Annotated in this window: 19 protein-coding genes and 1 pseudogene; 6 read left to right on the top strand and 14 right to left on the bottom strand. The window is 36.5% G+C overall.

Translation table 11 applies throughout. From position 1 onward, the window contains the following. Positions 1-15: 15 nt before the first annotated feature. A complete protein-coding gene (locus K0625_RS16300; RefSeq protein ID WP_220110659.1) occupies positions 16-1,944 on the bottom strand; it encodes a polysaccharide biosynthesis protein in 1,929 nt (642 codons plus the stop codon). Between the two features lie 688 nt (positions 1,945-2,632). Between K0625_RS16300 and abiEi the strand changes: the two genes are divergently transcribed. Together abiEi and K0625_RS16290 are read left to right on the top strand one after the other, a co-directional pair. Further along, complete coding sequence (gene abiEi, locus K0625_RS16295; protein ID WP_220110658.1) at positions 2,633-3,157, top strand: type IV toxin-antitoxin system AbiEi family antitoxin; 525 nt, start codon at positions 2,633-2,635, stop codon at positions 3,155-3,157. A 14-nt stretch (positions 3,158-3,171) separates the two neighbouring features. Continuing rightward, positions 3,172-4,062: a nucleotidyl transferase AbiEii/AbiGii toxin family protein gene (locus K0625_RS16290; protein ID WP_220110657.1), complete on the top strand. Its 891-nt coding sequence runs from the start codon at positions 3,172-3,174 to the stop codon at positions 4,060-4,062. Between the two features lie 119 nt (positions 4,063-4,181). Here the strand turns inward: K0625_RS16290 and K0625_RS16285 are convergent, their stop codons facing one another. After that, positions 4,182-5,225, bottom strand: coding sequence for a transposase (locus K0625_RS16285; RefSeq protein WP_232847134.1), 1,044 nt, complete (start codon positions 5,223-5,225; stop codon positions 4,182-4,184). A gap of 89 nt (positions 5,226-5,314) precedes the next feature. Between K0625_RS16285 and K0625_RS16280 the strand changes: the two are divergent. Beyond that, positions 5,315-5,977 (top strand): annotated as a pseudogene (locus tag K0625_RS16280) (DegT/DnrJ/EryC1/StrS family aminotransferase); the annotation flags it as partial. Between the two features lie 330 nt (positions 5,978-6,307). On the opposite strand, the gene K0625_RS16275 reads toward K0625_RS16280, so the two are convergent. Then, positions 6,308-7,933: an alkaline phosphatase gene (locus K0625_RS16275; RefSeq protein WP_220110656.1), complete on the bottom strand. Its 1,626-nt coding sequence runs from the start codon at positions 7,931-7,933 to the stop codon at positions 6,308-6,310. A gap of 474 nt (positions 7,934-8,407) precedes the next feature. Here K0625_RS16275 and tnpB point away from each other — a divergent pair, with 474 nt between their 5' ends. From tnpB to K0625_RS16260, 3 genes are all read left to right on the top strand, one after another. Then, positions 8,408-8,770 (top strand): IS66 family insertion sequence element accessory protein TnpB, encoded by a 363-nt coding sequence (gene tnpB, locus K0625_RS16270; protein WP_220110655.1) that lies wholly within the window; start codon positions 8,408-8,410, stop codon positions 8,768-8,770. An 86-nt stretch (positions 8,771-8,856) separates the two neighbouring features. Beyond that, positions 8,857-10,383: an IS66 family transposase gene (gene tnpC, locus K0625_RS16265; RefSeq protein WP_220110654.1), complete on the top strand. Its 1,527-nt coding sequence runs from the start codon at positions 8,857-8,859 to the stop codon at positions 10,381-10,383. 18 nt (positions 10,384-10,401) lie between these two features. Then, positions 10,402-11,328 (top strand): IS30 family transposase, encoded by a 927-nt coding sequence (locus K0625_RS16260; RefSeq protein WP_220110707.1) that lies wholly within the window; start codon positions 10,402-10,404, stop codon positions 11,326-11,328. Positions 11,329-12,394: 1,066 nt separating this feature from the next. Here K0625_RS16260 and K0625_RS16255 read toward each other — a convergent pair. From K0625_RS16255 to K0625_RS16205, 11 genes are all read right to left on the bottom strand, one after another. Then, positions 12,395-14,161: an acyltransferase family protein gene (locus tag K0625_RS16255; protein WP_220110653.1), complete on the bottom strand. Its 1,767-nt coding sequence runs from the start codon at positions 14,159-14,161 to the stop codon at positions 12,395-12,397. 299 nt (positions 14,162-14,460) lie between these two features. Continuing rightward, positions 14,461-15,009 carry a sugar transferase gene (locus K0625_RS16250; protein WP_220110652.1) on the bottom strand — a complete coding sequence of 183 codons (549 nt, stop codon included), beginning with the start codon at positions 15,007-15,009 and terminating at the stop codon, positions 14,461-14,463. After that, positions 15,006-15,953 (bottom strand): NAD-dependent epimerase/dehydratase family protein, encoded by a 948-nt coding sequence (locus K0625_RS16245; protein ID WP_232847133.1) that lies wholly within the window; start codon positions 15,951-15,953, stop codon positions 15,006-15,008. The genes K0625_RS16250 and K0625_RS16245 overlap by 4 nt, the downstream gene beginning before the upstream one ends. A gap of 8 nt (positions 15,954-15,961) precedes the next feature. Beyond that, a complete protein-coding gene (locus K0625_RS16240; RefSeq protein WP_220110651.1) occupies positions 15,962-16,963 on the bottom strand; it encodes a WaaS/CpsH family glycosyltransferase in 1,002 nt (333 codons plus the stop codon). A gap of 189 nt (positions 16,964-17,152) precedes the next feature. Next, a complete protein-coding gene (locus tag K0625_RS16235) occupies positions 17,153-18,166 on the bottom strand; it encodes an acyltransferase family protein (protein WP_220110650.1) in 1,014 nt (337 codons plus the stop codon). Positions 18,167-18,203: 37 nt separating this feature from the next. Continuing rightward, the gene (locus K0625_RS16230; RefSeq protein WP_220110649.1) at positions 18,204-19,082 is read right to left on the bottom strand and encodes a hypothetical protein; all 879 of its coding nucleotides are present in this window, start codon (positions 19,080-19,082) and stop codon (positions 18,204-18,206) included. 339 nt (positions 19,083-19,421) lie between these two features. Further along, the gene (locus K0625_RS16225) at positions 19,422-20,300 is read right to left on the bottom strand and encodes a glycosyltransferase family 2 protein (protein ID WP_220110648.1); all 879 of its coding nucleotides are present in this window, start codon (positions 20,298-20,300) and stop codon (positions 19,422-19,424) included. Further along, positions 20,297-21,463, bottom strand: coding sequence for a glycosyltransferase (locus K0625_RS16220; RefSeq protein ID WP_220110647.1), 1,167 nt, complete (start codon positions 21,461-21,463; stop codon positions 20,297-20,299). Before K0625_RS16220 ends, K0625_RS16225 begins: the two co-directional genes overlap by 4 nt. Beyond that, positions 21,460-22,878: a ParB N-terminal domain-containing protein gene (locus K0625_RS16215; protein WP_220110646.1), complete on the bottom strand. Its 1,419-nt coding sequence runs from the start codon at positions 22,876-22,878 to the stop codon at positions 21,460-21,462. The genes K0625_RS16220 and K0625_RS16215 overlap by 4 nt, the downstream gene beginning before the upstream one ends. 4 nt (positions 22,879-22,882) lie before the next feature. Next, on the bottom strand, positions 22,883-24,145 hold the full coding sequence (locus tag K0625_RS16210) for an oligosaccharide flippase family protein (protein ID WP_220110645.1): 1,263 nt from the start codon (positions 24,143-24,145) through the stop codon (positions 22,883-22,885). Then, positions 24,126-24,959, bottom strand: a complete 834-nt coding sequence (locus tag K0625_RS16205) for a glycosyltransferase (protein WP_220110644.1) — start codon at positions 24,957-24,959, stop codon at positions 24,126-24,128. Before K0625_RS16205 ends, K0625_RS16210 begins: the two co-directional genes overlap by 20 nt. Between the last annotated feature and the right edge of the window lie 86 nt (positions 24,960-25,045).

The raw sequence follows: 25,045 nt of genomic DNA, 5'->3' as shown, positions 1-25,045 counted from the left end.
TAAGATACTAATGTATTAAGACACTAGGGACACAACTTTTGTACCTTGCTGCTCATTCTTCACTTTCCAAACCAGATCGCAGATGCCATCTGTTGGATTAAAGCCAGTAGGGGTTTTCAGCAAAATATCACGAATAAGTTCATGGTTAAATTCATGGCACGCCATATCAAGCTTACTCAAAATAACTTCTAGCTCATCCCAAGAAAGGTAGGCTTCATTGGCTGTCATGATCCGCTCATGCTCGGTACCGGTAACATCATCACCGATAAGTAGTTCTTCATATAACTTCTCACCAGGACGGAGGCCTGTAAACTCAATTGAAATATCCCCATCTGGGTTGATAGAGTCTTGAACTTCAAAACCACTTAAGCGGATCATCTTCGCTGCTAAGTCTACAATCTTAACTGACTCCCCCATGTCCAAAACAAAGACATCTCCACCTTTCCCCATAGCACCCGCTTGAATAACAAGTTGCGAAGCTTCTGGAATGGTCATAAAAAAGCGAGTAATTTCCGGATGAGTGACCGTAACAGGCCCACCAGATGCAATCTGCTTTCTAAACAGCGGTACGACAGAGCCAGATGAGCCTAAAACATTACCAAATCGCACCATACAAAAACGAGTAGCATGAGACTCCTTGGCTAAAGCTTGTAAGGATAACTCCGCCATACGCTTTGTTGTTCCCATCACATTTGTTGGACGTACAGCCTTATCTGTTGAGATAAGTACAAAAGTTTCCACTTTAGCTGCAATGGCAGCACGAGCAGTATACATGGTGCCGAATACGTTATTACGTACACCTTCGACCACATTATGTTCAACTAAAGGCACATGTTTGTATGCTGCGGCATGATATACAGTCTGAACTTGAAATGACTCCATTACGGCCTGAACGCGGTTCTCTCTCTGTACTGAGCCAAGCATCGGAAAGATCTCAACATCAAGCCCATTCTCTCTAGCCGTTGCAGATAGCTCTTTCTCTATTGAGTACAAACCAAACTCTGACAACTCAAACAGAACAAGTTTACTGGGCTTTTGCTTCAATATCTGACGACAAAGCTCAGAACCTATCGAGCCACCAGCCCCAGTGACCATCACGACTTTATCTGTAATATTATCTTTGAGTAAGTCTTCTCTTGGGGAAACGGCATCGCGACCCAACAGGTCATCTATCTCCACCTCTTTAATGTCGCTATAAAGCTTATTGCCGCTTACCAAATCAGCCATTGCAGGCAGTGTTAAAACTTGAACAGCTAAAGGTTCAAGAGAGAGTAATATCTCTTTTCTTCTCTGACGAGAGGCACTTGGAATAGCAAGCAGCACCTTAGTCGCCTGCTTTTGCTTTATCAGCTTACGCATTATCGAAGGAGAGTGAACATGCACACCTTGAATCACACTGCCATGGGTTGTCACATCATCATCAACAAAAGCAAAAGGATAGTATTCATGGCTCTGAACTAAAGCAGTAACGAGTTGCCTGCCGCTAACGCCTGCTCCATAGATAATAACTGGTTCACCTTCCCGCTTCATTCCTGAACCAACAGCAACTCGTATCACTCCCCTTGAGCCCCCAATCAAGACTAAAGCAAAAGCAGCATAAATAACGGGAACTGTACGAGGTAAGCCTAAATTGGCAAAGTATGAGATAAACACCAGACTCGCTGTAGATATCACTACACCTAACAAAATTGCGGTTAAGGCTTGTAGGCTCAAATACCTAAGCACAGCTCGATATAGACCCAACTTCATAAAAGCAATAATACTAATAGGCCAAACTAAGCCAATAAGAAGCCAGTATCCTTGATTGCCAAAAGCGGTAACTGAATCAGTTCTTACCATTAGTGCCAGCCAAAATGAAGCTAACAAACAAACAGTATCTATTCCAACACTAACTAATCGCTTATAAGTTCGATTTAAAGAGAATAACACCTGAAAAAAATCCATTTTCCGCTCCAGAGTAAAAAAGCTAGACATAATACAACAACTCAAAAATATATAATGATAGAATGCAGTGGCGTTGATTTTAGCACAATTAAAGATGTTTTTATCTCAACAATGGCATTTTTAAGTAAAGAATTTTACCCCTACAAAACACACAACAAAAGAGCAGTAAAAAATACAGACTTTCGCGACATCAAGGTAACTAGCTGAGCCCCTTCTTCATATATAAACCTGACGGCATAAATGCCAACCTACTTTAAAAATAAGGTTCTAGGACCTAGGACGCTTCGCTTCGAGAACTGCCTCCGACCTGCTAGGAAATCAAAAGCTAGAACGAATGCTGCGCTTACGGATAACGGAACGTTCGTCCCTCACTCACGGATAAAGCAAAAAGATTCAGCTTTTGATTTTGCTCTTACCGTAAGCAAAGCGTTCCGTGCGGCCGAAGGTCATTCCGTCAACCTTAGCCACTTGCGGCGCCCTAGAACCTAGTGGGCACGTAGTGCCGTCCTAGCAGGGCAATGAGCCCGGCCCCCAGTACGAGATCTCATGGCTAAGCATTAATCACGACTAAAGATTATGGATGCCACCGTTACTTTTGCACAGTTAGCCAGCCAAGTGATTACCTAGTTTCTTTTACTCACAACATGGTCTACACTAAGTTACATATTAAGTAACTTAGTGTAGACCAGTGACTAAGGTAGAAAAACTAATTTCAGCTATGGCTGAATCAAGTAAATTTGGCAAAGGCGTATTCAGTAAGGCTGAACTCGCCTACCTTCTCAATGTCGAACAAACACCCCGTTTTAACAAATTTCTGTACGACTGTGTTAAAAAAGGCACCATTAATCGAATCGCTAATGGTCTTTTTGAAAGCACAATCACCCCTCCAAATCCCCGAACTGCAATATATGAAGTCGCCCGTAAATTAAGGCCAGGCTACCTAAGTTATATAAGTTTAGAGAGTGAATTGTCACGTACTGGAGAGATATCTCAAATCATTATGGATCGCCTGACTCTAATGACTAGGGGGCGAAGTGGGACATTTAAAACTCGCTACGGAGTAGTCGAATTTACACATACTAAGCACAAAATATCACAGCTTGAAAATGACCTATTCTTCGACAAAGAAGTGAAAATGTATCGAGCTATGCCTCATCGAGCATTAGCCGATTTAAAAAGCTGTAAACGAAACCTACAAATGATAAATCACTAACTGGGCTCTCTACTATGCTAAAACAAAAAATAGACGAAATTCTAAAACGTAACCCTGAGTTAGCCCCCGTTGTTGAAGTGATCGAAAAAGAGATACTTCATCATGATATTTTGCATGTCATGACAGAACACGGGGCACTACAAAGACTCACCTTCATTGGCGGTACGTCACTACGCCTTTGCTACAACAGCTCTCGGTTATCTGAAGACTTAGACTTTAATGGTGGTCATGATTTTAAGCCATCGATGTTTGATGGGCTTGAGTATGAAATACAGAGCTTTTTGCAAAAAAAATATGAAATACCTGTATACGTCAATAAACCCAGCCCAGACAAGCAAGGGAATACGTCATCGTGGAAAATCAGCATAGAGAAAGAACCAAATCGTGCTGATCTACCCAGACAGAAAATGCACATTGATGTTTGTGCTTTACCCTCTTTCGATTTGACAAATCGAGTGCCTATCAATCACTACGGAATCGACACACCGACAGAGGGAATGCTAATTCGCTGCCAAACAATGGACGAAATTTTAGCTGATAAATTTATTGCTTTAGCGTACAGGGCAAGGCGAATTAAGCCCCGTGATATATGGGATATTGTGTGGCTAAGTCAAAGAGGCATTGAGGTCAATAACCAGCTAATCAACAACAAACTAGAAGCCCGCTACAAGGAGCGTGATTCCTTTTTAATTGCGCTGAGCAGGCAATTAAAAAATCTAACTGAAGATGATGCAGTTAAGGCAGACTTCAACAGCGAGATGAGTCGGTTTGTACCTCAAACATTACAAGCAAAAACGCTTGATGTACCTGAGTATTGGGACTATGTGAGAGAAACAATTAGTGACATGGGTAAGAGAGTTTCACAACCAAACTCACCAACAAACAAATTTGATATGAGCCTTTAGCTTTATCTTAGGTTGCAGCCTCATTTAGCGATCTGTCTACCCAGTAAAGTTCTAAAGATTATGGATGATACTGTTAATTTCAAGATTTAGCACTGTTACTGTGATTACTTTTTTAACGCCTAAAGGCTAATGCTCTTTTGGCCAGAGATCCAGCAACGCCCTGTATTATGGGCATATTGCACTAATTCAGATAACGTCCCCACAGCGCAGTGATCTCGTCCCCCAATACGCGACGCCATAGCTAACCATTTTTGATCACTAAAGCCGAGTTGATATAACAGTTTAGGTCTATTAGACGTGATAGCACCCCGTTTATATGGGTGAATGACCCTGCCCGTCCAATCTAATAATTCGAGATAATCAAGTAATGAAAATGCAATACCTTTGGGTTGCGCATCCGTTTCATTGCCAATAAAACCCAGTAAGGCTTTAGTCGATTTAACACCCGCATTGTTAAGCCCTAACGATGAGTTATTTGTTAGATGAACATCTGAAAGGTTCACAGCACTTTCGTCTGAACACACCTTATTATGAATACGCTCATAAGCAGAAGTAAACTCAGAATCTTCGACACTCGCTACCATTTTTGCTCTGATCGGATTTAAGTCAACATAAGCCATACATGCCAATAATGCCTTTTCGTCCAACAAAGCCTGAGACTTAAATCGCCCTTCCCAGAAACGACCTTTACAACCATCTTCCTTATTCGCCTGGCGTGCTATAAATTCATTTAAGTTGCGCATAAACCACGAAATATCCATCAGTCTATCTCGCCAAACCTCGATTAACGTTAACGCAGCGTTTGTTTCAGCTTCAGACCCTGACTCCCCCGCCAACCAAGATAAAACAAGCGGATGCCCTGCATGCATCTGGCACCAACGAGTGGCCACCTCTTTATGGGACCACGCCTCCGCTTGCTCAACATCAACATGCAAAACCAAGTGATAATGGTTAGACATAACAGCATAGGCACATACATCTACAGAGAAAATATCACTTAAATAGTGAATACGCTCAACTAACCATAAACGACGATGTTCAAAGCTTTTTCCGCTATAGCCATCTTTACCACACAAAAATGCACGGCGTACACAGCGAGAGATACAATGATAATATGCTGTATCAGTAAGAGAAACTTGAGTCGAACGCGCCTGAGTCATCATTACCACCAAACAAAACGATTAAATATCAATCAAAGTCTAGGTGGCGAATTCAGATTTAGCAAATTAATGGATGTCCTCATTCTCGTACTTCTATTGGTCATATAGGTGCTTGGTCATTTTGCCAAGATAAGATTATGACGACGGGTGGCGAAGGTGGAATGGTCACTACTAACGATAAAGCGCTTTGGCAAGACATGTGGTCATATAAAGATCATGGTAAGAGTTTTGATGCCATTTATAATCGTGAACATCCACCAGGTTTCCGTTGGTTGCATGATAGTTTTGGCACAAACTGGCGTATGACTGAGATGCAGGGAGTACTCGGACGTATTCAATTACACAAAATGACGGAGTGGATTTCAAAGCGTCAAGCTAATGGCCTTGCTATTGATACCGCCGTTCAGGACTTAAATGTTGTTCGTTGTGTCGATGTTCCTACTCATATTGAGCACGCTGAGTATAAGCACTACTTATTTATTCGCCCTCAGAATTTAAAAGAAGGTTGGACTCGTGATTTAATAATTGAAAAAATTATTGAACAAGGTGTTCCTGCCTATCAAGGTAGTTGTTCAGAGGTTTATTTAGAGAAAGCTTTTGATAATACACCTTGGCGTCCTGTTAATCGTTTGAGAAATGCGGTTGAATTAGGTGATACGAGTTTAATGTTTCTTGTACACCCTACATTGACTCAGACCGAGATAGATAAAACTTGTGAAGTAATTCGCAGCGTTTTATTATTGGCTCAAAAGTAAAGGGAATTTTCCTATCTAGAAAACCTGTATTTCTCTTTTAAAGTTAATCACTTACTTTTGGATTGTAGGTTTGTACACTTTTACGCATGAAGATGCTATTTGTCTTAATGATAAATAGCATCTACATCTGTCATGGATACCTGCCTGTTTCTTGCTCGCCAAATACTCCCACGGTGTGAGATCTCCAAGTGAGTCATCAGTGACACCACAGATCAAGCTAACATTGAGTCTGGTGCTGTCACTAAATATATCGCTCTCTTGATTTTGGTGAAGAGTGATGATGAATTATCAGCGATCGAATAATAAGGTGAGGATTACAAGACGCTTAATTTAAAACATACTTGATATTACTTCATGTATAATTGTATTGCTGTTTGTTCCTGTTAGCATATCCGATTTTGGGCCTAACGCAGTTACGGGAACATTAGCCGGTGTGTGGCTCGTTGTTGACCAGTTTATATAAAATAAGCCACCACCTTTGATATTGTACGGGCCATCTTCATCAGCTAGCCCACTTGAGGATGTTGAAACTTCCATACCTCCAGTTTCATGATCTGCAGTCACAATAATAAGTGTATCATTTTTCAATGAAGCAAATTTCTTGGCAATCTCAACTGCTTCATCGAAAGCTACCGTATCAGCGATAGCATTTGCAGCGTCGTTACTATGACTTGCCCAATCAATCTGTCCACCTTCAATCATTAGAAAGAACCCATCAGGGTTCTTTGAAAGAATATCTATTGCTTTAGATGTCATACTCGCTAATGTTGGCGAGAAAGGTCGTGCCATTCCTTCATCCGCAAAAAGGCCTAACACAAAGTTATTTATATCTGGATTTAAAATATCAAAAGAGTCTTGGTCACATACATACTCGTATCCTGATGATTCCAACTCATCGATTAAGTTTCTGCCATCACTTCGTTCTCCGGGTTCGGGGAAGCATCCAATATCAGAAGCAGGGATGAACTCGTCTTCTCCCCCTCCAAACAATACGTTTACTCCTGCAGTTGTTATTTGTTCTGCGATTTCAGTCATCAAATATCGGCTTTCAACGTGCGAAGCAAATGCTGCAGGTGTCGCATGAGTTATTTGAGTGGTGGTTATCAAGCCAACACTTTTCCCATTGCTTTTTGCTTCTTCGAGTATGGTAGACACAAAATTTAAGCTTGCATCTAAAGAGATAACACCATTATTTGTTTTCACCCCTGTAGCCATAGCTGTGGCAGCAGCAGCTGAGTCTGTTGTTGCATTATTTGCTGATTCAGTTTGTAAAAAACCACTGACAGGCATATTGTCCATTGAGAGTTTGCCATTTATACCAACAGAAAGCCATTGTGCTGCTTTTCTATGTTCACCACCCATACCATCACCAATGAGCAAAATAACATTTTTGGGATTTTGCGGGAGCACGACTTCTATTGTCCGTGTAACAAGGCTGTTATTGTTAGAATTGTCTGTTGCAGAATAGGTAATGGTGTAATTGCCGACTTTGTTGGTGTCTACTGTGCCTGAAATCACAACGTCGACAAAACCATCTCGGTCATCAATGGCGCTTGCTCCAAGCTCAGTATAGCTTTCACCTAGAATTAAGATAATGTTAGTGTGGCCGTTTAGGGTAATTACAGGGGCTGTAGTATCAGGCGGCAGCACCACTTCAATTGTTCTAGTCGTATTGCTGCTATTCCCTGCATTGTCGGCTGCGGTATAGGTTATTTTATAACTGCCAACGATGTTTACATTGACAGAACCTGAAATTATCACATCAACATTACCATCTCTTTCATCATATGCGCTTGCCCCTAGTTCGCTGTAATTTTCACCACGAAATAGTACAATATTAGTGTCACCATTAAGCGTAATGACTGGAGCTGTAATATCAGTATCGCCACCACCACAGGCTGTTAAGATGGCCCATGTGCCTAAAATGATTAGTCTTTTATATTTCGTTATTATCATATTGTTAACTCATTAAGGTTTCTTGCGTTCTGTATACTTCTTGATTTCGTGGTTTCATTTTTAATCTTTTAATTTCTTGCTAACCTCTTCATGAGGAGTTTTGTACAGAAAGCCCAGTAGTGTAACTATTATAGTTGTTATATATAGTACGCGCTCGGTTTGCTGTCGTGGTCAAGTAAAGAATTCACCTTCTTCAGAAGGTGGATTCTTTACTTTAGGTAGGAACGTTTCGTCATCTGAAAGCTAAGTTTCCTCTTTGCTTTCGTTCGTATAGCAGGCCAAAGCCGTCTCAAATTTTGCCAAAATCTCAGGGTAAATTTCGAAGCAAACCGCTAGGACAGCCATAGAAGCTGACTAAGTCCATTCCTACTCCTTTCTGACATCTTGAAAGCAAAGTAAGCGTCCAGTAAACCCCACCTTCATATTCAACATCTGATAAATCATTATCGTTTTTCTGACAAATGGGAGAACGACATGTTTAGTAACAGTACCCGGCTGGATGTCACCTTGATCTGTGGTGTCACTGATATGCGTAAGTCGATAGATGGCTTGAGCAACATTGTGGCTTATGAACTTGAGCAGGAGCCATGTCATGAACACCTATTTGTCTTCTGTAATCGTCAGCGTAACAAACTCAAAATATTACAGTGGGCCAGTAATGGATTTTGGCTTCATTATAAACGGCTCGAGCAAAACACCTTCAAATGGCCGGGAATAGAAGATAAGCAATTGAGCTTACGCATTACGGTACAGCAACTTGACTGGCTGCTCGCCGGACTTCCACTCATTCAACCACATGCACATGCTACGCTCTGCTATCACTACCATGACTTATAACCTCAGATCATAAACAGATTTTATTGATCACCAATTAATCTAAATAAACACAAGCGGTTAATTGTCAAATACCTGATAATCTCCACATGAAATTTAGTATCGATAATCTGCCCGATGACATGGAGCAGCTCAAAAAAATCATTCTGCAACAGCAGAGTAAACTGCTGCACCTCGAAGAGCAATTTCGCTTGGCTCAACAAAAGCAGTTCGGTAAGAGCGCCAAAGGCCACCCTGGTCAAGGCGAGCAGTTTAATGAACTTGAGGTAGAAGCTGAAGTTGTAGGGGCTGAAGTTGAAGTTGAAGCTGACACTGTTGAAACTGAAGAAGACCAAGCCGATACCTCATCTCGCAAAAAGCCTAAACGTAAGCCATTACCTACTGACTTCCCCCGTGATGTAGTGACTCATGACATCAGTGATACAGATAAAACCTGTGTCTGCTGTGGTAATGAGCTGCATAAAATCGGTGAGGAGAGAAGCGAGAAGCTTGAGTTTATCCCAGCACAGGTAAAAGTCATTGAACACGTTCGCTTAAAATATAGCTGCCGCGCCTGTGACAAACACAGTACTCAAGTTAAAGTTCATATCGCACCAGTACCCGCGAGTCCAATACCTAAAGGCATTGCCACGGCATCTTTGCTCAGTCAAATCATCACCAGTAAATACCAATACGGTCTGCCCTTGTATCGCCAAGAGAGCATGTTTGAGCAATACGGTATCGAGATGAGCCGTAAAACCATGGCCGACTGGATGATGAAATGCAGTGGCTTATTGCAGCCTCTTTACGATAGGTTACGTGAAGTCTTGCTTGAGCAGGCCGTTATCCAAGCTGATGAAACCACGCTCAATGTGCTAAAGGAAGAGAAGGCAACCTGCTATATGTGGCTTTACGCCACAGGCACTGATGCACCGAATAATCGAGACATCCCTAATATCGTATTGTATGACTATCAACCCAGCCGTGCGGGACAGTGTGCCGTTGATTTTTTAGATGGCTTTAACGGTTACCTACAAGTTGACGGTTATGCAGGCTATGGCAAAACCCAAGCAAGGCTTGCGGGTTGTTGGGCACACGCAAGACGCAAATTTAAGGAAGCGGAAATTGCTCAACCTAAAGGCAAGACAGGTAAGGCAAACTGGGCACTAAACCACATCCAAAAGCTTTATCGGGTCGAAACGTTAAACAAAGACAGCAGTGTTGATGCTCGCCGCCAACAGCGGCAACAACAAAGTTTGCCCTTACTGGATGAGCTGCATCGCTGGCTAGAGAAATCTCAACAGCATGTACCACCGAAAAGTAGCTTAGGAAAAGCTATTATTTACAGCCTAAATCAGTGGCCTAATTTAACGAGGTACGTTGAAGATGGGCGACTAAATATCGACAATAATCGCGCCGAGCGAGCAATAAAGCCGTTTGTCATTGGGCGCAAAAACTGGTTATTTGCTAATACAGCAAATGGCGCGAACGCCAGTGCCATGCTGTATAGCATGATAGAAACAGCCAAGGCCAATGGCCTTACTCCCTTCGATTACCTAATGCACTGCCTCGAACAGTTGGCACTTAAGCCTGAGAGTTTAGAACACTTACTGCCCTGGAATGTAAAACTAGGCTAGGTGTAGTTCGCTGGACGGATACTTTACTATCGATATAATTCAGGAGATAGTTTCAGAAAAATAGGCCGGCTTATAGGGCGACACCATACGACTATTAGTCGAGAGATTAGTCGAAATAAGCCCTTAACATACACTTATTACGATAAGGCAGCTCAAGAGAAGGCAGAGGCTAGAAGGCATCAACCCAGACATCAAAAGAAGCACTCAAATATTGAGCTTCGAACCACTGTTATCATGCTTTTAAAGCGGGGTTGGTCACCTGAGATTGTCTCTGGTCGATTGAAATTAGAGCACCCTGACGCTCCTCTTTTTCATATTAGTCATGAGGCAATTTACCAGTGGGTCATTAAAGACTTTAAGAACTCTGGTGACCTATATCGTTACCTAGCAAAAAGACATAGAAATAGAAGAAAACAAAAGAAATACGGTGACTTACGAGGCCAAATAAAAGGTAGAGTCAGTATTCATGATAGACCCCAAGTTGTAGATGAACGTAGTAGAATTGGTGACTGGGAAGGAGATTTAATTGAAGGGAAAAAAAGCTCGGGCTACTTAATGACGCACCTAGAGAGAAAGACTCGATACCTCATAGCAAAGAAAATTGATGATAAGAGAGCAGCTTCATTTAATCGTGTTTCAATAGAAGCCTTTCAAACCCTACCTAAGGAAAAAAGACATACGTTGACACTCGATAACGGTAAGGAGTTTAGTGCCTTCAAAGAGCTTGAGAGCGCTGTAGGTATCGATATTTACTTTGCAGATCCTTATAGCTCATGGCAAAGAGGAGCTAACGAACATGCAAACGGCCTTTTAAGGAGATACTTCCCTAAAGGAACTGACTTTTTATCAGTCACAAGCGAACAGTTAGAAACCATTGTAAACTTAATCAATAACAGACCCAGAAAGATACTCAATTACCAAACACCAGCAGAACTATTTGGATGAATTGGAGTGGTGCACTTAGATCTTGAATTCGGACGATACTAGTTTGCTATTTGATGTGTACGCGCCTTATGTAGGTAATGCTTCTAGAACTGATGGTAAAGCTTTTGATCCGTTGATGCAAAATGAGGAGGCTGACTAAAAATTTAGCAAACATTTGTTAACTTTTAAATGATGAAAAACTTTAATATTTCGCGCAGATAAAATGTATAAATAGATGTACAACTACATATATTGACAACATATAACGTAAACAAAATCAGAATCCGAAAATGCCCGGTATTATGCGCATGTTACGTGAGCTCTGGTAACATCCAAACAGCGTTGTAATATAGGCCCAGATTATTAGATGCATGCTAACAATTTATCTTTTCTAAAACGGAATAAACATAGCACTATATAGCTATCACTCATAATATCCTCTCCTTTAAATAGATGAATTAAGTTTCCCATCCACTTAAAGAATTAATATATCCAAACAATGAAAAAACGGCCTTATAAGTTATAAAGCCGTTTTTTTTCTAAATATTAAACAAATTTAGCCTCTGACTGTTAAACTTAAAAAATGAACTACCTATTAGTCTAGCATCTATTATCAGAGCACTTGATTCTGACCCCAGAACATTATTAATACACTAGATGAAATCTTATTCTTATTAGATTAAATCCAACATAAACCATGCAACCCCAATAGATTATCAACAAAGAACACTTGAGAATTAAATCGAACCTCAAACAAACATACGACCTTTAAAAGACTTCCACTCTTGATATGCAGTGCTATTCATTCGTTTAAATTGTTCAGAAATTATGAGATACCCCTCAAGCTACATCGTGAATTTTAAATAGGATCATTTCCACATCAAACCCTGAGAGCACAGAGAACCAGACCAGCCCAAGAAAGTGCAAACTATAAATAAAACACTACCAAGTAATAATGATTATAAAAAATATAAACACGAAAAACTTGAGTAGAATGTATCTGAGCCATCATTATCAGCAAATATTTCAATCAGCTACGATTTTGCAAACTCAGAGCCCAGTAATTGAAGAGTATCTTATTTGTCTATTAAAGTACTATTTTACTTAGTTCAGTTTTCATTAACACTTCTTTACCTAAAAATACAGCGCCATCTTTGGTTGTATGTTCAGTATCAAAACTAATAAACTTATGATTATCAGTAAACACGCGAGTCTTATTACCTTCTCGAAACAAATTTAACAAACTTATATATTTCTCTTCAAAAACTAGGCTTTCAACAACATCAGCAGTTATGTTACTATTATTTATATCGACCATGTAATTTCTCGACCCCTTCCAATCAACTTGTTTTAAAAAGTTATTGTTAAAGCCAAAATTCTTAGTGCCAATATAATAATAATTACCGTTGGAGTAATTATCTAACTCTCCCTTATACTTTATTGCATTCCCCCTTAAAACCTGTGGATCTATGTTTACATTAGCCATACCTGAAGAAGATACTACAAATGTTAAATCTGCGTTACTTAATAGATCTCTAGACATAGAGACGTTTAAGTAGTAATCAGATAGATATATAACTTCATACCCATTCGTAGCACTATTTTCTTCCAGCGCGTTATAAAAATCCCTGGCAAAGGAGTTACCTATAATCAACATTTTTTTACCGTCAGCGCTAAAACTAGGCTGAGCTAAAGTATAAGCCCTATCTGCATAAGCCTGCGGATTAACTCCATATGAGTACTTATTGAAAACAGTGAAGTCATTCATACCATATGATTTGTGAAGAAAAAAACCTATAAACAGAAAAGCGAAAAAAGCTCCACCTGCAAGACCATAAAAAATGTTATTCGATACAATATTTTTATTTCTAAAAGGTGTTTCTACAAACTTCCATGATAAGTAGCCAAGCGGAATTGAAGTTAGAACCCAAGCTAATTGAGTATTAACATCAACATGCCCCTCTGTAGCTAACCTTAGAAAGGATAATATTGGTTGGTGCAATAAATAAATACTATAACTTGACAGACCAGTTAAAACTATCGGTTTTAAACTAAGAGCCCTATATGTAAGACTACCGACACTAGTGAATGCTATTACCATCAAAGTACCTAACACTGAAGGCAAATTAATAACAGCAGTATTTCCTGATAAAAAATAAGGATTGTAATATGACAGGAATATCAAGAACAAACCTATTATCGATAGAGCAGAATTTTTAACAATCTCTCGCTCACTCATATACACAGCAAGTAGTGAACCAGCACATAACTCCCAAAACCTAGTAATAATCATTAAAAAGTTAAACTCTTTATTATCAATAATCACAGCAGATAAAAAACTAATAAAGAAAAACAAAACAAGAGTAAAACTAAGGTTTTTTTTCTTTCGTGCAAATGCAATAAATATTATAGGTATTATAAAGTAGTATTGCTCTTCAACTCCAAGACTCCAAGTATGATACAACGGTTTAAACTCAGAGGCTAAACTCCAATAACCCGAAGTCAAATATAACAATACATTATTAGCACCTATTGATGTAGCAACTAAGGACTGACCAAAGTTTTTAAGATCATAAGGAAGCATAAATAAAAATGAGAGTGCAGTAGTCACAACCAATGTAAATATTAATGGTGGAAGAATTCGTCTCAACCTCTTATCATAAAAACTAGATAATGAAAAATCGTTTCTCTTTTGACTTTTAATTATATTCGCTGTAATTAAAAAACCACTTATAACGAAAAAAACATCAACACCTAAAAAACCGCCCTCAAACCCATTGACTCCAGCATGAAAAAGAAGAACAGGGATCACAGCTATTGCTCTAAGGCCATTTATATCATGTCTAAAATTCATGTCTAACACTCACCTCTGTATCACTATATGGTAAATAACGAGCAATCTAATTTCATTAAATATCACTAGTCAAAAATTCACCAAAACTAACCGGTAAAAAAACATCCCAATCGAGATTAAATTAATATTAAATAGTAAAAATGTCAGTTTGCACTCACACACTTAATAATCAATTTTAATTTTAAAAACAGTAATTATAAACTAGTAGAAACTTAATAATCAGTTAAAGGAAGATAAATAACTCCCTTATACAACTATAACCTGTATATTTATACTTTTAATAGTTTGTTCAGCCTTACTTATTTTATGGCGTCACCTGAACCGCTGCCTGTGACAGTCATCATGATGTATTTAAAGTAATACTTAATATTTAAGCTATCGATCATCTGCTTGTCGATTTTTGCTAACAAAGCAGGTGTGGACATATCGATATTTTGAACCTGAGCTAAACCAGTAACACCTGGAAGAACATCATAAACACCTAACGCATCTCGTTCTTTAATCAGCTCTTCTTGATTAAATAAATTTGGGCGTGGACCAACCAAACTCATCTCGCCTTTAACCACATTAATTAGTTGTGGTAACTCATCAACCTTAGTTTTGCGCAAAAAATAACCGAACCTAGTAATTGAAGCATTACTAGCTAAGTGACTAGCCACTGATTTAGTTTCAACAGACATAGTGCGAAACTTAATCAATTTAAATGGTTTTTTATTCCGGCCTACGCGGGTTTGAACAAAAATAGGCGAACCAGTATCAAACATACCAATAATTATGACAACAAGTAAGACTGGCCAAAGTAACACCAAGCCGAAGAAGGCAGCTAAAAAATCAATAACACGAATCATTTTATTCTCTCAGAAAGTGAAGACATCGCTTGCTCCATAGTGCAAGGGGGCACCCAACCTAAAACTTCTTGAGTGTTAGATGAGTCAATTTGTAAATCTCCTAGTAGTTGCTCAGCTAATGAAGACCTCCCGAGTAACCGAGCAGTAAACCTCATAAAACTGACAGGAACAGGAAGTTGGATTAATGATTTACCTAAGCTCTGGGATATTGCATTAGTAAAGTCCTTAATCGAGACAGGCTTACAATCTGATGCTAAAAAAATCTGATTTAACGCATTAGGATGTGAAGCACAAACCAGCAACAGGTCAGACAAGTTTTGTATCGAAATAAAATCTCGCTTGTTACTCACTGAACCAAAAGGCAATATTGGGGATTTTTTTATTAACTTTATAAGCGAACAAATGTTGGCAGGAGCATCAGCACCATAAACCAACGCAGACCTAACAATGACAACTTCCAAACCTGTTTCTTTAGCAATCTGAAATAAACCTAACTCGGCCTCATGTTTAGATCTTGCATAATCTGTATTTGGGCAAACAGAAGACAAATGATTAAAAGAAGTATTAGGCTTTGCTTTACCATTTACAGCTATTGAACTAACGTAAACAAATCGCTTCACATTACTTTTTACAGCTCTCCTAGCTAGTTCTAGCGTATTATCTACATTAACTGTCTTTAATTCATCTGGGTCATAATTTCTTGAATGAGCTAGATTAGCAAGATGTATTATAACACTAGTACTACCAAACAGCTTTTTATAATCCTCTGATTCTAAAAGTTCTGATAATGAAACCTGTTTAGAATTTATGACGTCACACAGAGTGTCTCTAGTGCCAGCAACGCATCGGAACTCCAGCAATTTATTTATATGAGAGCCGATAAAGCCTGTTGCACCAGTCAAAAGAATACGCTCAGGATTTAAACCATTTAAACTAATATTCAATATAAACCTCAATTAATGTTAAAAATAGACTTAATCCAACTATTTAAAGAATAATTGAACACTACATTTTCATTGGGCACAATATAATTAGAACAAATAAACTTAGTTGGAACTTTAGGATTTATTCTATCTATTACCAAAATATTTCTCCCATCAAAAAAATCATAACTTTTAACATGATGATTAGTAGTTAATACTTTCCGTTGCAACCCTAACATTTCTATAGAACGCATTGTTAACCCTGATTGTTCAGGATGCTGAATATCAATCACACATTTTGACTTCATAAAAATATTTCTAATTGCATTTTTACACATAGGTTTAAATGAAACTTCAGAATAAGAAATATGATTTAATTCTTTCGTGAACGTTTTTTTTAACCAAAATAACAATTTACTAGGACAATAATAAAAACTGAATGTTTTTAAATTGTTAGCCTCTGCCTGCTTAAATATTTTTTTAACTAGCTTTACCCTATCACTGTGAACTGTCCCAATGAATGACACATCAAAATCGTAAGAAGTCTCCAACTTATCACTTCTACTTTCGAAATCTTTATTATAAAATAGTGGTAAGAATCTAATACTTGCATTTATAGTTTTATCTCTAGAGTCGAAAGAAATAATGTCATCAAAATGTGGCAAAAGTTTCCGTGCATTTTCCTTGTTATGAAACGAATCCCACATATATAGAATAGAAACAATTGACGGATTAACCTTTTTAATACTATCTATAACGTGTGAATCTAACGTTTCGGGAGAGATTACAAACAAGAAATCATAAACTTCCAACTCGCTTTTCTTAACAATTGCCCTGAAGTGTTCGTCTATATTTTTCTTAATGAAAAACTTAAAATCAAGTCTGTTAACTATTTTAGCAAATGATGACGTGAATGGTCTTTCGTCAAAATAATCAACTTGAGCCCCTAATAACTCCAACTCTCTTCTTATATCGTCTTCATAGCCAAAAAAAGATGGAGCAATGAACAACACTTTTTTATTTAGCAGCATAATAACAATCCACTTCAAAACATAAAAACATAAAATTTACTATCTTGATTAAAAAATATTAAACGAAAAACATTAACTAACTATAACTAATGAATAGCATCTGTATATAGAGGCAAAAAACCAGTTAAGTTAAAACCGTACTTCCCAAAGTAAGCGATTAAGAAAGAGGAAGTGAAGACTTTTCTCATCTTAATTTATACGAGAACGATTAACTGCATTCGACTTAGAACCTTTATTCAATCTTTTTGCGAATTCCAAGCTCGGTCGCTCAATAAGATGCCAAGAAAGATATGAAATAACGCATACAACGAATATAGTAAAAAAAGCTGCGCCATAGTGGGACATCGACGTATAGACACCTAAGCTAATAAATAACTGAATTATAGGAAAGTGATATATATAAAGTCCATAAGAAACATCTCCATATTTATTTATGTTAAAGTACAGAGGCAATCCATAAACAACAAAGAATACGAATGAAACAACAAATAATGGATAAAACAGCTCCGAAAAATAATAGAGCAAAGAACATATTAGAAATAATATCAAATTAGCCCTCACATCCATCCTTTTAAAGATCGGGTTAAAATATGAGCCTAAATAAAAATAAAACAACAAGAAAGGCAATTGATTCTTTAATGATAACGACAGTTCAAATAGACCAAAATTTACAAATAGGATATGTAATAAGAACGAGAGCATCCCTAATAAAAAGTATAACCTTGATGAGAAATTACTGAAAATATAAAATATTACAAGAACTAAAAGATAGTAAGCAACCTCTATTTTAATTGTCCATAAAGAACCATTTTGAGCGCAAAGGAGATGAGTATCATATACATCTCCGATACAGGGTTGCATAAAGTTTAGAGTCGTAGCGTTCCAAAAAAAATATTTTGAAACAGATACTAAATCAGCATCAAATAAAACCAATGAAATTATTACGGATATAATCAGGACAGTAATATAAGCAGGAAATATTCTAAAAAACCTTTTATAAAAAAATACTCTTTTACTTGGAGTATTCTTTGCACTTTCCCAAATAAGAGCTCCACTAATAACAAAAAACGCTCTAACAGCAGTTTCTGGATCAAAGACGTTGAATATACTAGTTAAAGGAGGAAAACCCAACAAAAATATAAAATGATGCCAAACAACAGCTAAAGCTAAATAAAAACGCAGTATGTCAAAATTATTTATCATCTGGCATCATCCTTAATAAAAAAACCAACTATTGACTTTAACAATGCTTACGCCACCTGACTTTATTTAACAAAAAAACTGGGAACAAATAGAATAAACCTATAAGCAACAATGCTCCCAAACTCAAATACAGACCTTCCCTGAACACCAGTCGAAGAATAATGACAGTTATAGAACTAAAAACAATCGCATTGATTAACGGACTTCTCATTATTAAAGACCTTGTAACATATAATAATAATGGAAAAGCTAATAATGTGAAAATTAAACCAGCGTAACCATAATATGCACTTTCAATTATAATATTAGATGCCAAACCATAACCACGATCTACATCTTCAGCAATAAATTTACCCGCAAAAACATATGTTTCTGAAATTTGACCTCTAAATATAAATAAAACACCAGCTCCAATGGCACTTAACAAATGAAATATACTACCACCATGAACATAATCATCATTAGCAATAAATAAAGGTAACGTTATATAAGTCTCTCTAAATTCACCAATTGCACTTAAATACCAAGGAACACCCCCTACAACATTATCCGTTCTAAGAACCCCTAGTAAGAGTAACAATGAAACAGCAATAAGTCCGGGAATAATAAATAAGGACTTACGATGAAAACTATAGCAAATAAAAATCGGGATAATTGCTATAAATGCAATCGTCCTTGAACCATTTAAAAGATCTAAAATAGAAATAATAACTACTGGAATAAATATTAACGTGCTTTTATACTTAAAGAAAACAAAGACAGTAATTGGAATTAAAAAATAAGCTAGGTTTTTTAACTTAAAAACATCCTTTTCTTCCCCTGCGTATGAGAAAGCTGCTTTAGCGTCAAATGAGGTTATGTTTAGGTAAAGAACGTAAAGCAAATAAACTAAAATAACCAACCATAAAACCTGCACGATCCTACTGCATGATACATCATGAAATTCTATATTAAACCGGAATGACGATGGATATAAATAATAAAAAATTGAAATATAAAAACTATAAAAACAAATCAATATTGAGCTATATAGAATTGAATCTTCACTAAGCCTCCAATCAAAATAATAATTAATTTCTGTTACAAAAAATGAAGGGAGAATTAGATAAAATGCTATATAAATAGAAGCCCAAAAGAAGGGGTTAAAAAAAACCAAATTTCGATAACACCTCATATCCCTGACAATCAAAAAAGAAATAATTGAAAGTGATAGCAAAGATAATATAAAACTAGTATAAATCATCATCACGGTCTTTTAAAAAAATCTAAATGGACTAAAAACAAATCGCCTAATTGCCCTAAATATAAATAGAGAATAAAAAGTAAGTCTCCCTGTTCCCATTTTTACCCACAAAAGGTCAACTTTGTGACTCATCAAAAAAAAGTTACAAACTGGGTCAAAGTCACTGCAATGTTTAAGATTTGATATTGCTACTTGTTCGGAGACTTTTAACCTCGATGAAATACTTTTTCTACTAGCGTTTCCGTTATGAATCCGATAATTAGCAACGCCAACAGGTATAAATCCAAGCTTGTTTTGTTTAAGAATCCTAAGGTAAAACTCTCTGTCTTCTATTAGTAATCCCTCATCATACAAACCGAGATCATCATATACTTTTCTTTTTAACATTATTGTTGGCCCAACTACGGACCATCTCAACACCAGCTCTCTTACGATATTTGAATTGAGATTGTTATAATTAGCATAAAACAATGATTTCATGGCAGATATATTAACAAACTTTGAGTTCTCATCAAAAACTGATGCATCTCCAATGACAGCATGCTTACTAGGATTATTAATTAAATAATCATATCTAACAGTAATACTATCACTCGACAAGCTATCATCACTTGCGCAAATAACAATATATTCGCCTGAGGATGCTGTTATCAATCTATTCAGTGTTTTACAAACACCCATATTTTTTTGAGTCAAGAAAACATGTCTTAACTGACGATGCTTATTTAGCCAACTATTAATTATTTCAACTGAATTATCAGTCGAACCATCATCACATAGAACTAACTCCAAATTAGGATAATCAGTATTTACTATAGAGTTCAAACACTCTTCTATATACTTAGAATGATTAAAGACAGGTACAAGTATACTAACAAGTGGATTCATCATTTACATCCGTTGAGAATTTTTGTTATATTTTCTTCAAGTTTTTCTCTATAATTACCAGCCGTATATCTATCATTTACTATAGAGTGTCCATTGATTGATAGAGATTTGATACTTAAACTATCAAGTTCATCAATTTGGTCCAATTGATGAACTATATCCGCAACACTCAATTGAATTTTAAAACCAAAATCATCCACATCAAAACCGCATTCTTTTGTTACTAGTGGTATCAATCCACCATTCCCTACCGCAGTTAAAACCGCAGTAGCTGTACCTTCTGAGCAAGAAGGTAATATCACAAAGGCTGAATCTTCAAGTATGACCTTAAACTCATCAGATAGAACGTTGAGGAAGCCGTGAACTATTACATTATGGGGTGTATCAAGCACTTTTATAAAATCACTTTCTAATGATGTATGCCCGCAAACGTGCAAAGTCCAATCTGGTCGTTGCCTAAAAGCTTCAACAGCTAAATCTAACCCCTTGTGCAATAACCCATAACTTCCTAACCAAAGTACAGTCTTTCTGCATGTATCATAATTCTTTGACTCAACAATACCTTTCGAATCGTCTCGCTTATGAAAACTAGGATCAATACAGAAAACTGAATTTGTTCCATTTGTAAGAAAACTATTTTTAGTATCTTCATTTCCAATACATATAACGTTATCACAAAGGGATGCAGCTACTCCCCACCTCCAATCGCTAGTTCGTAATGACGACAAAGCTAGATAAGAATTTGCTTGATAAAATGAAATTAAACGTTTGTTAGACTCCTCAGTACAATGAAAAGGGTGAGAGCCAGTACCATAATAGATAGTCAAGCAACCGCTTTTTTTCCCTTCGACAGCTTGAAATAAAGGTAGACCTTCACCAAATATTATATCGTAAGAACCTAAGTCTAGACCTGTAAATTTGTTATTATTTACCACATCAACTTGATATTTCAAACTATCAAATATGGATGCAATTATAGATGACTCCTGATAATTAGAATGACCTAAATAACTTTTTTTACTAAAATGATACGTACTATAACTGAACAAAACCTTTCTATTATGATTACTATTAAAAAGATTAATAATAGGCCTTTGAAAACAACTTTCATACAACCAAAATAAGAAAGGATTTGATTTTACAAATCTTTTTAATTTCCCTTTCATTTAAAAAAACCCTTAATTTTAATATATGTCGTATAAACAAAGAGATCTATCCCTAGAAATTTGAGCATATCTAATAAAGTCCATCTCACTTTGGCTTTTACTTTGAGAAATCTATTCGCTAGCTTATCTATTCTAGATGTACTTTTCTTGCAATATGGCATCAGCATAGTGACATCATCGATATCTTTAGCCTCTGACCTTTTTGTTTTCATATCAACGATTATGTTTAATGATGCAAAACTAACACCAAGAAAATAATACACATCGTATCCGACAGAAAACTTATCGATGCAATCTGGAGCGTAATATCTTTTTTCAGTGAGATGCTCTGAAAATGCGTCGGAAAGACTCAGCAAGTTACTTTTAGTTTCACTATTACTAGATATGTTTAAATAATCAACATCAGAGGGTAGCCGCTTACCTAAAATACCTAATGAAGAACTCCCAACTAAAACGATACCTTTTTTATAGCTAGAGTTTGCTAGCTTTGATATTTCCTCATAGAAAGATGGAAATGTCCAAGGTACTGCCACATCCATAATTTTTTGAGTTTCTAATGAAAAAATAAGCCTCGATAAAATATTCACTTCATTCTTAGTGTCGGTGATATGAATAGAATGTTTTCCATTACTATGTAAAGAGCGAACCTTATCTTTTAACTTCAATACTTGTTCAAGTGAATCGTTTATAAATAAGATAAATTGTGCATTCTCACCATTTTTAAAGCATGGAAGTATTTTGTTATTCAAACCTGAAAATCCATTACCTGGATTACCAATCCAACTCTCATATGGGTAAAGCTGTAACAGCAAGTTTTTCTTACCAACTTCTGTAAACTCAATCTCTCTGTAAGACACGACTCTTGGTCCTAAGATGGTTTTCACTTTATCTAAGTTGTGCTTAACGCTGGGCCAAAGACAAGCGATATAAGCCCCCTGATAAACATCAGAAAATAAAATATTTACGAAATCCAATTCTTGCTGAGGCAAACCTGACTTAATAAAAAAACTTTCGCTATACTTTAACGGCGCTATATCTAATTTTAAAACAGGTATGCTTTCAATATCCAACACTAAAGCTACAGCAAGTCTATGAGCACCATTTATTATAGTGTCATTATTTGCTAAAGGTATAGCACCCAGTTCATTCTGAAAGCCACTCTCCTTTATATTATTGTAAAGCTCATAAAACCTATAAAGATACTCATCGGCAGTTTTTTTTGACGAAGATAGCTCTGAAAACTTCCCTTCCGTAACAATTTTTATATGTTCAATATAGATGTCTTTTATTCTTCTAGGTAAACTCTCATGACAAAATCCATTTTTAAAAAACAGTGCAACGACGTATTTAATGATAACATCATATCTCTGTTCATTGAGCAGTAAACGCGGATTTATCGAAGCACCCTTAGACATTACATCACATTCTGACAGGTGTTTTTCTGATATGAACATAATTTATTATATACCTAATATAAAAAGGAATAGAAACTAACAACTGAGTAAAAAAGAACATAACAATCAAAATAACTATATCAAAGCCAACAAAAAACTTATTCCCCAAGTATGCTGAAATAGTAAAAACGAATAGCGCTAGCAATGTAAGGTTAATTCTGAGCCTTATTTTCCCAGTCCCATTAAACAAATGCATCAAACCATTGAAAATATTCACTGATATTATATATAGTAGCATAGTGCTTAGAATGGAAAAAGGTGCTTGAAACTTCTCAGGCAATCCAAGTAACAGGAAGAGCTTGGAACCCAACACTAGATAACTAGAATATATAAATAAGAAATATAATAAAACCACTGGAATAAGACTTAATAAAATCTCAAGCCTTTTCACTCTGTTGCAAGTGTAATACTTCGGTTCATTTAACTGTAGGTATGCTGAGACTGGTATATTAAAAGCCGTCACAGCTTTCTCCGCTAACGAATATAATCCCAACTTATCATATCCAAAAAGCCAAACTATCACAAGTTTATCACTAGCCGTTAACAAAGCGCGTGCGACTGAAGAGATGAAATAATGCTTACCTTTAAAAACTCTATTAATATAGAGTCTTCCTATATCACGAGGATTACATCCTACTTTATGGGTTTCATATTTATAGAAGCCTTTTCCTACATAGTAAAACCCGTAAATCACAAACAACACTGCAGATAAAAAGTATAGCCCCCCCCAACTACTTACCGTTTTATCCGTTAGCAAAATAAACGACATAAACACACATAAATATATTGCGGTATTAACATTGCGTAAGTGGTTAAATTTTTCAGGTTTTTTTATAGTTAAGTAATAAGAAGAAAAAATAAATATAAAAACTACCTGAAGCATCTCTCCAAGTAAAAAGAGTAAAGATAAATAAAGTGGAACATCCATTTTAAAGATAAAATGAAAGAGTGAAAACGACAACGCGAAAACAATCATATTAACGGCGTAAAATAAAAAATCTTTCCTCACAAACCCCTGAATGTCTTTTTCACTTTCCCCTTGCTCCATAATTAAATTATAAGCGCCAAAAGTCACAACATTAACAGCCAAAGTAGCAACTGTAATAGATAGAGTAAAATACCCCATTTCCGTCAATGTAAAAAGGTATGAGAGATAAAAAAAAGTAAATGTTCTGATCGTTAACTGCGTGACGGATGATGTAGCAAGATTAATGATTTTTCTTAACAAAAAACCTCCTTACAACATTCTTAATAGGTCTACTTACACTTCTAAATGTTCGGCTTAACAAAATAATTCTTAACAAATATGCTTTATCTCCAGTTATTATCCACTCTCGATAAAGTAAAGCACTTTCGTCAGCATAATTGACAATATTATCATTATTGGCTGTCATTTGTGAATCTGACACCCTGTAATGTAATAACACGTCAGATAAACAGTGAAATTTATAATCCGGGTTCCTGCTTGCGCGAAGGTGATATTCATAATCTTCTGCCCAGAAAGACCAACTATAGCCTCTATTTTTAATAACATCACATTTTCTAAACATCAATGACGGGTGGGCAATAGGGTTAGAATACTTCAACTCTTTCCTAATGTCCTTATTATCAAAAGTATTAGTGATCGGCTTGGAAATTATTTCATCAGCAATATTAATTCTGACAAAATTTGTTGCCAACATATTTACACTTTTATGTTTTTCTAGGAAGTCTATTTGCTTTTCGATTCTTGTTGGCAGGGAAATATCATCAGCGTCCATTCTGGCAATATACTTCCCTCTAGCAATATCGATCCCATAATTTAAGTTGAAAACTAACTGCCCTATACTAGTCCTCCTAGTTATTATACGGCTATCAGTTTTTTTAATCTCTTCTAAAAATGACCATAAATCTTCATTGCAGTTATTTGCAATGATAATTAACTCTAAGTTTCGGTATGTCTGTGTCAAAATACTATCAATAGCTACCGGAAGAAAACCATCTAACCGATTAACAGCTAAAATACAACTAACCAACACTTCTCGTTCTTCCACTATCATCATCAGACTTCTTCTAGCAAACTGTAGATATGAGTCAAACTTAGAGTTTGTCTACGAATGACTCTATACAATAACAACATTAAAGAAAC

The organism is Shewanella nanhaiensis, assembly GCF_019457885.1.
Classification (GTDB): domain Bacteria; phylum Pseudomonadota; class Gammaproteobacteria; order Enterobacterales; family Shewanellaceae; genus Shewanella; species Shewanella nanhaiensis.
The sequence above is the reverse complement of the archived record's forward strand: the minus strand, read 5'-3'. Positions and strand labels throughout refer to the sequence as shown.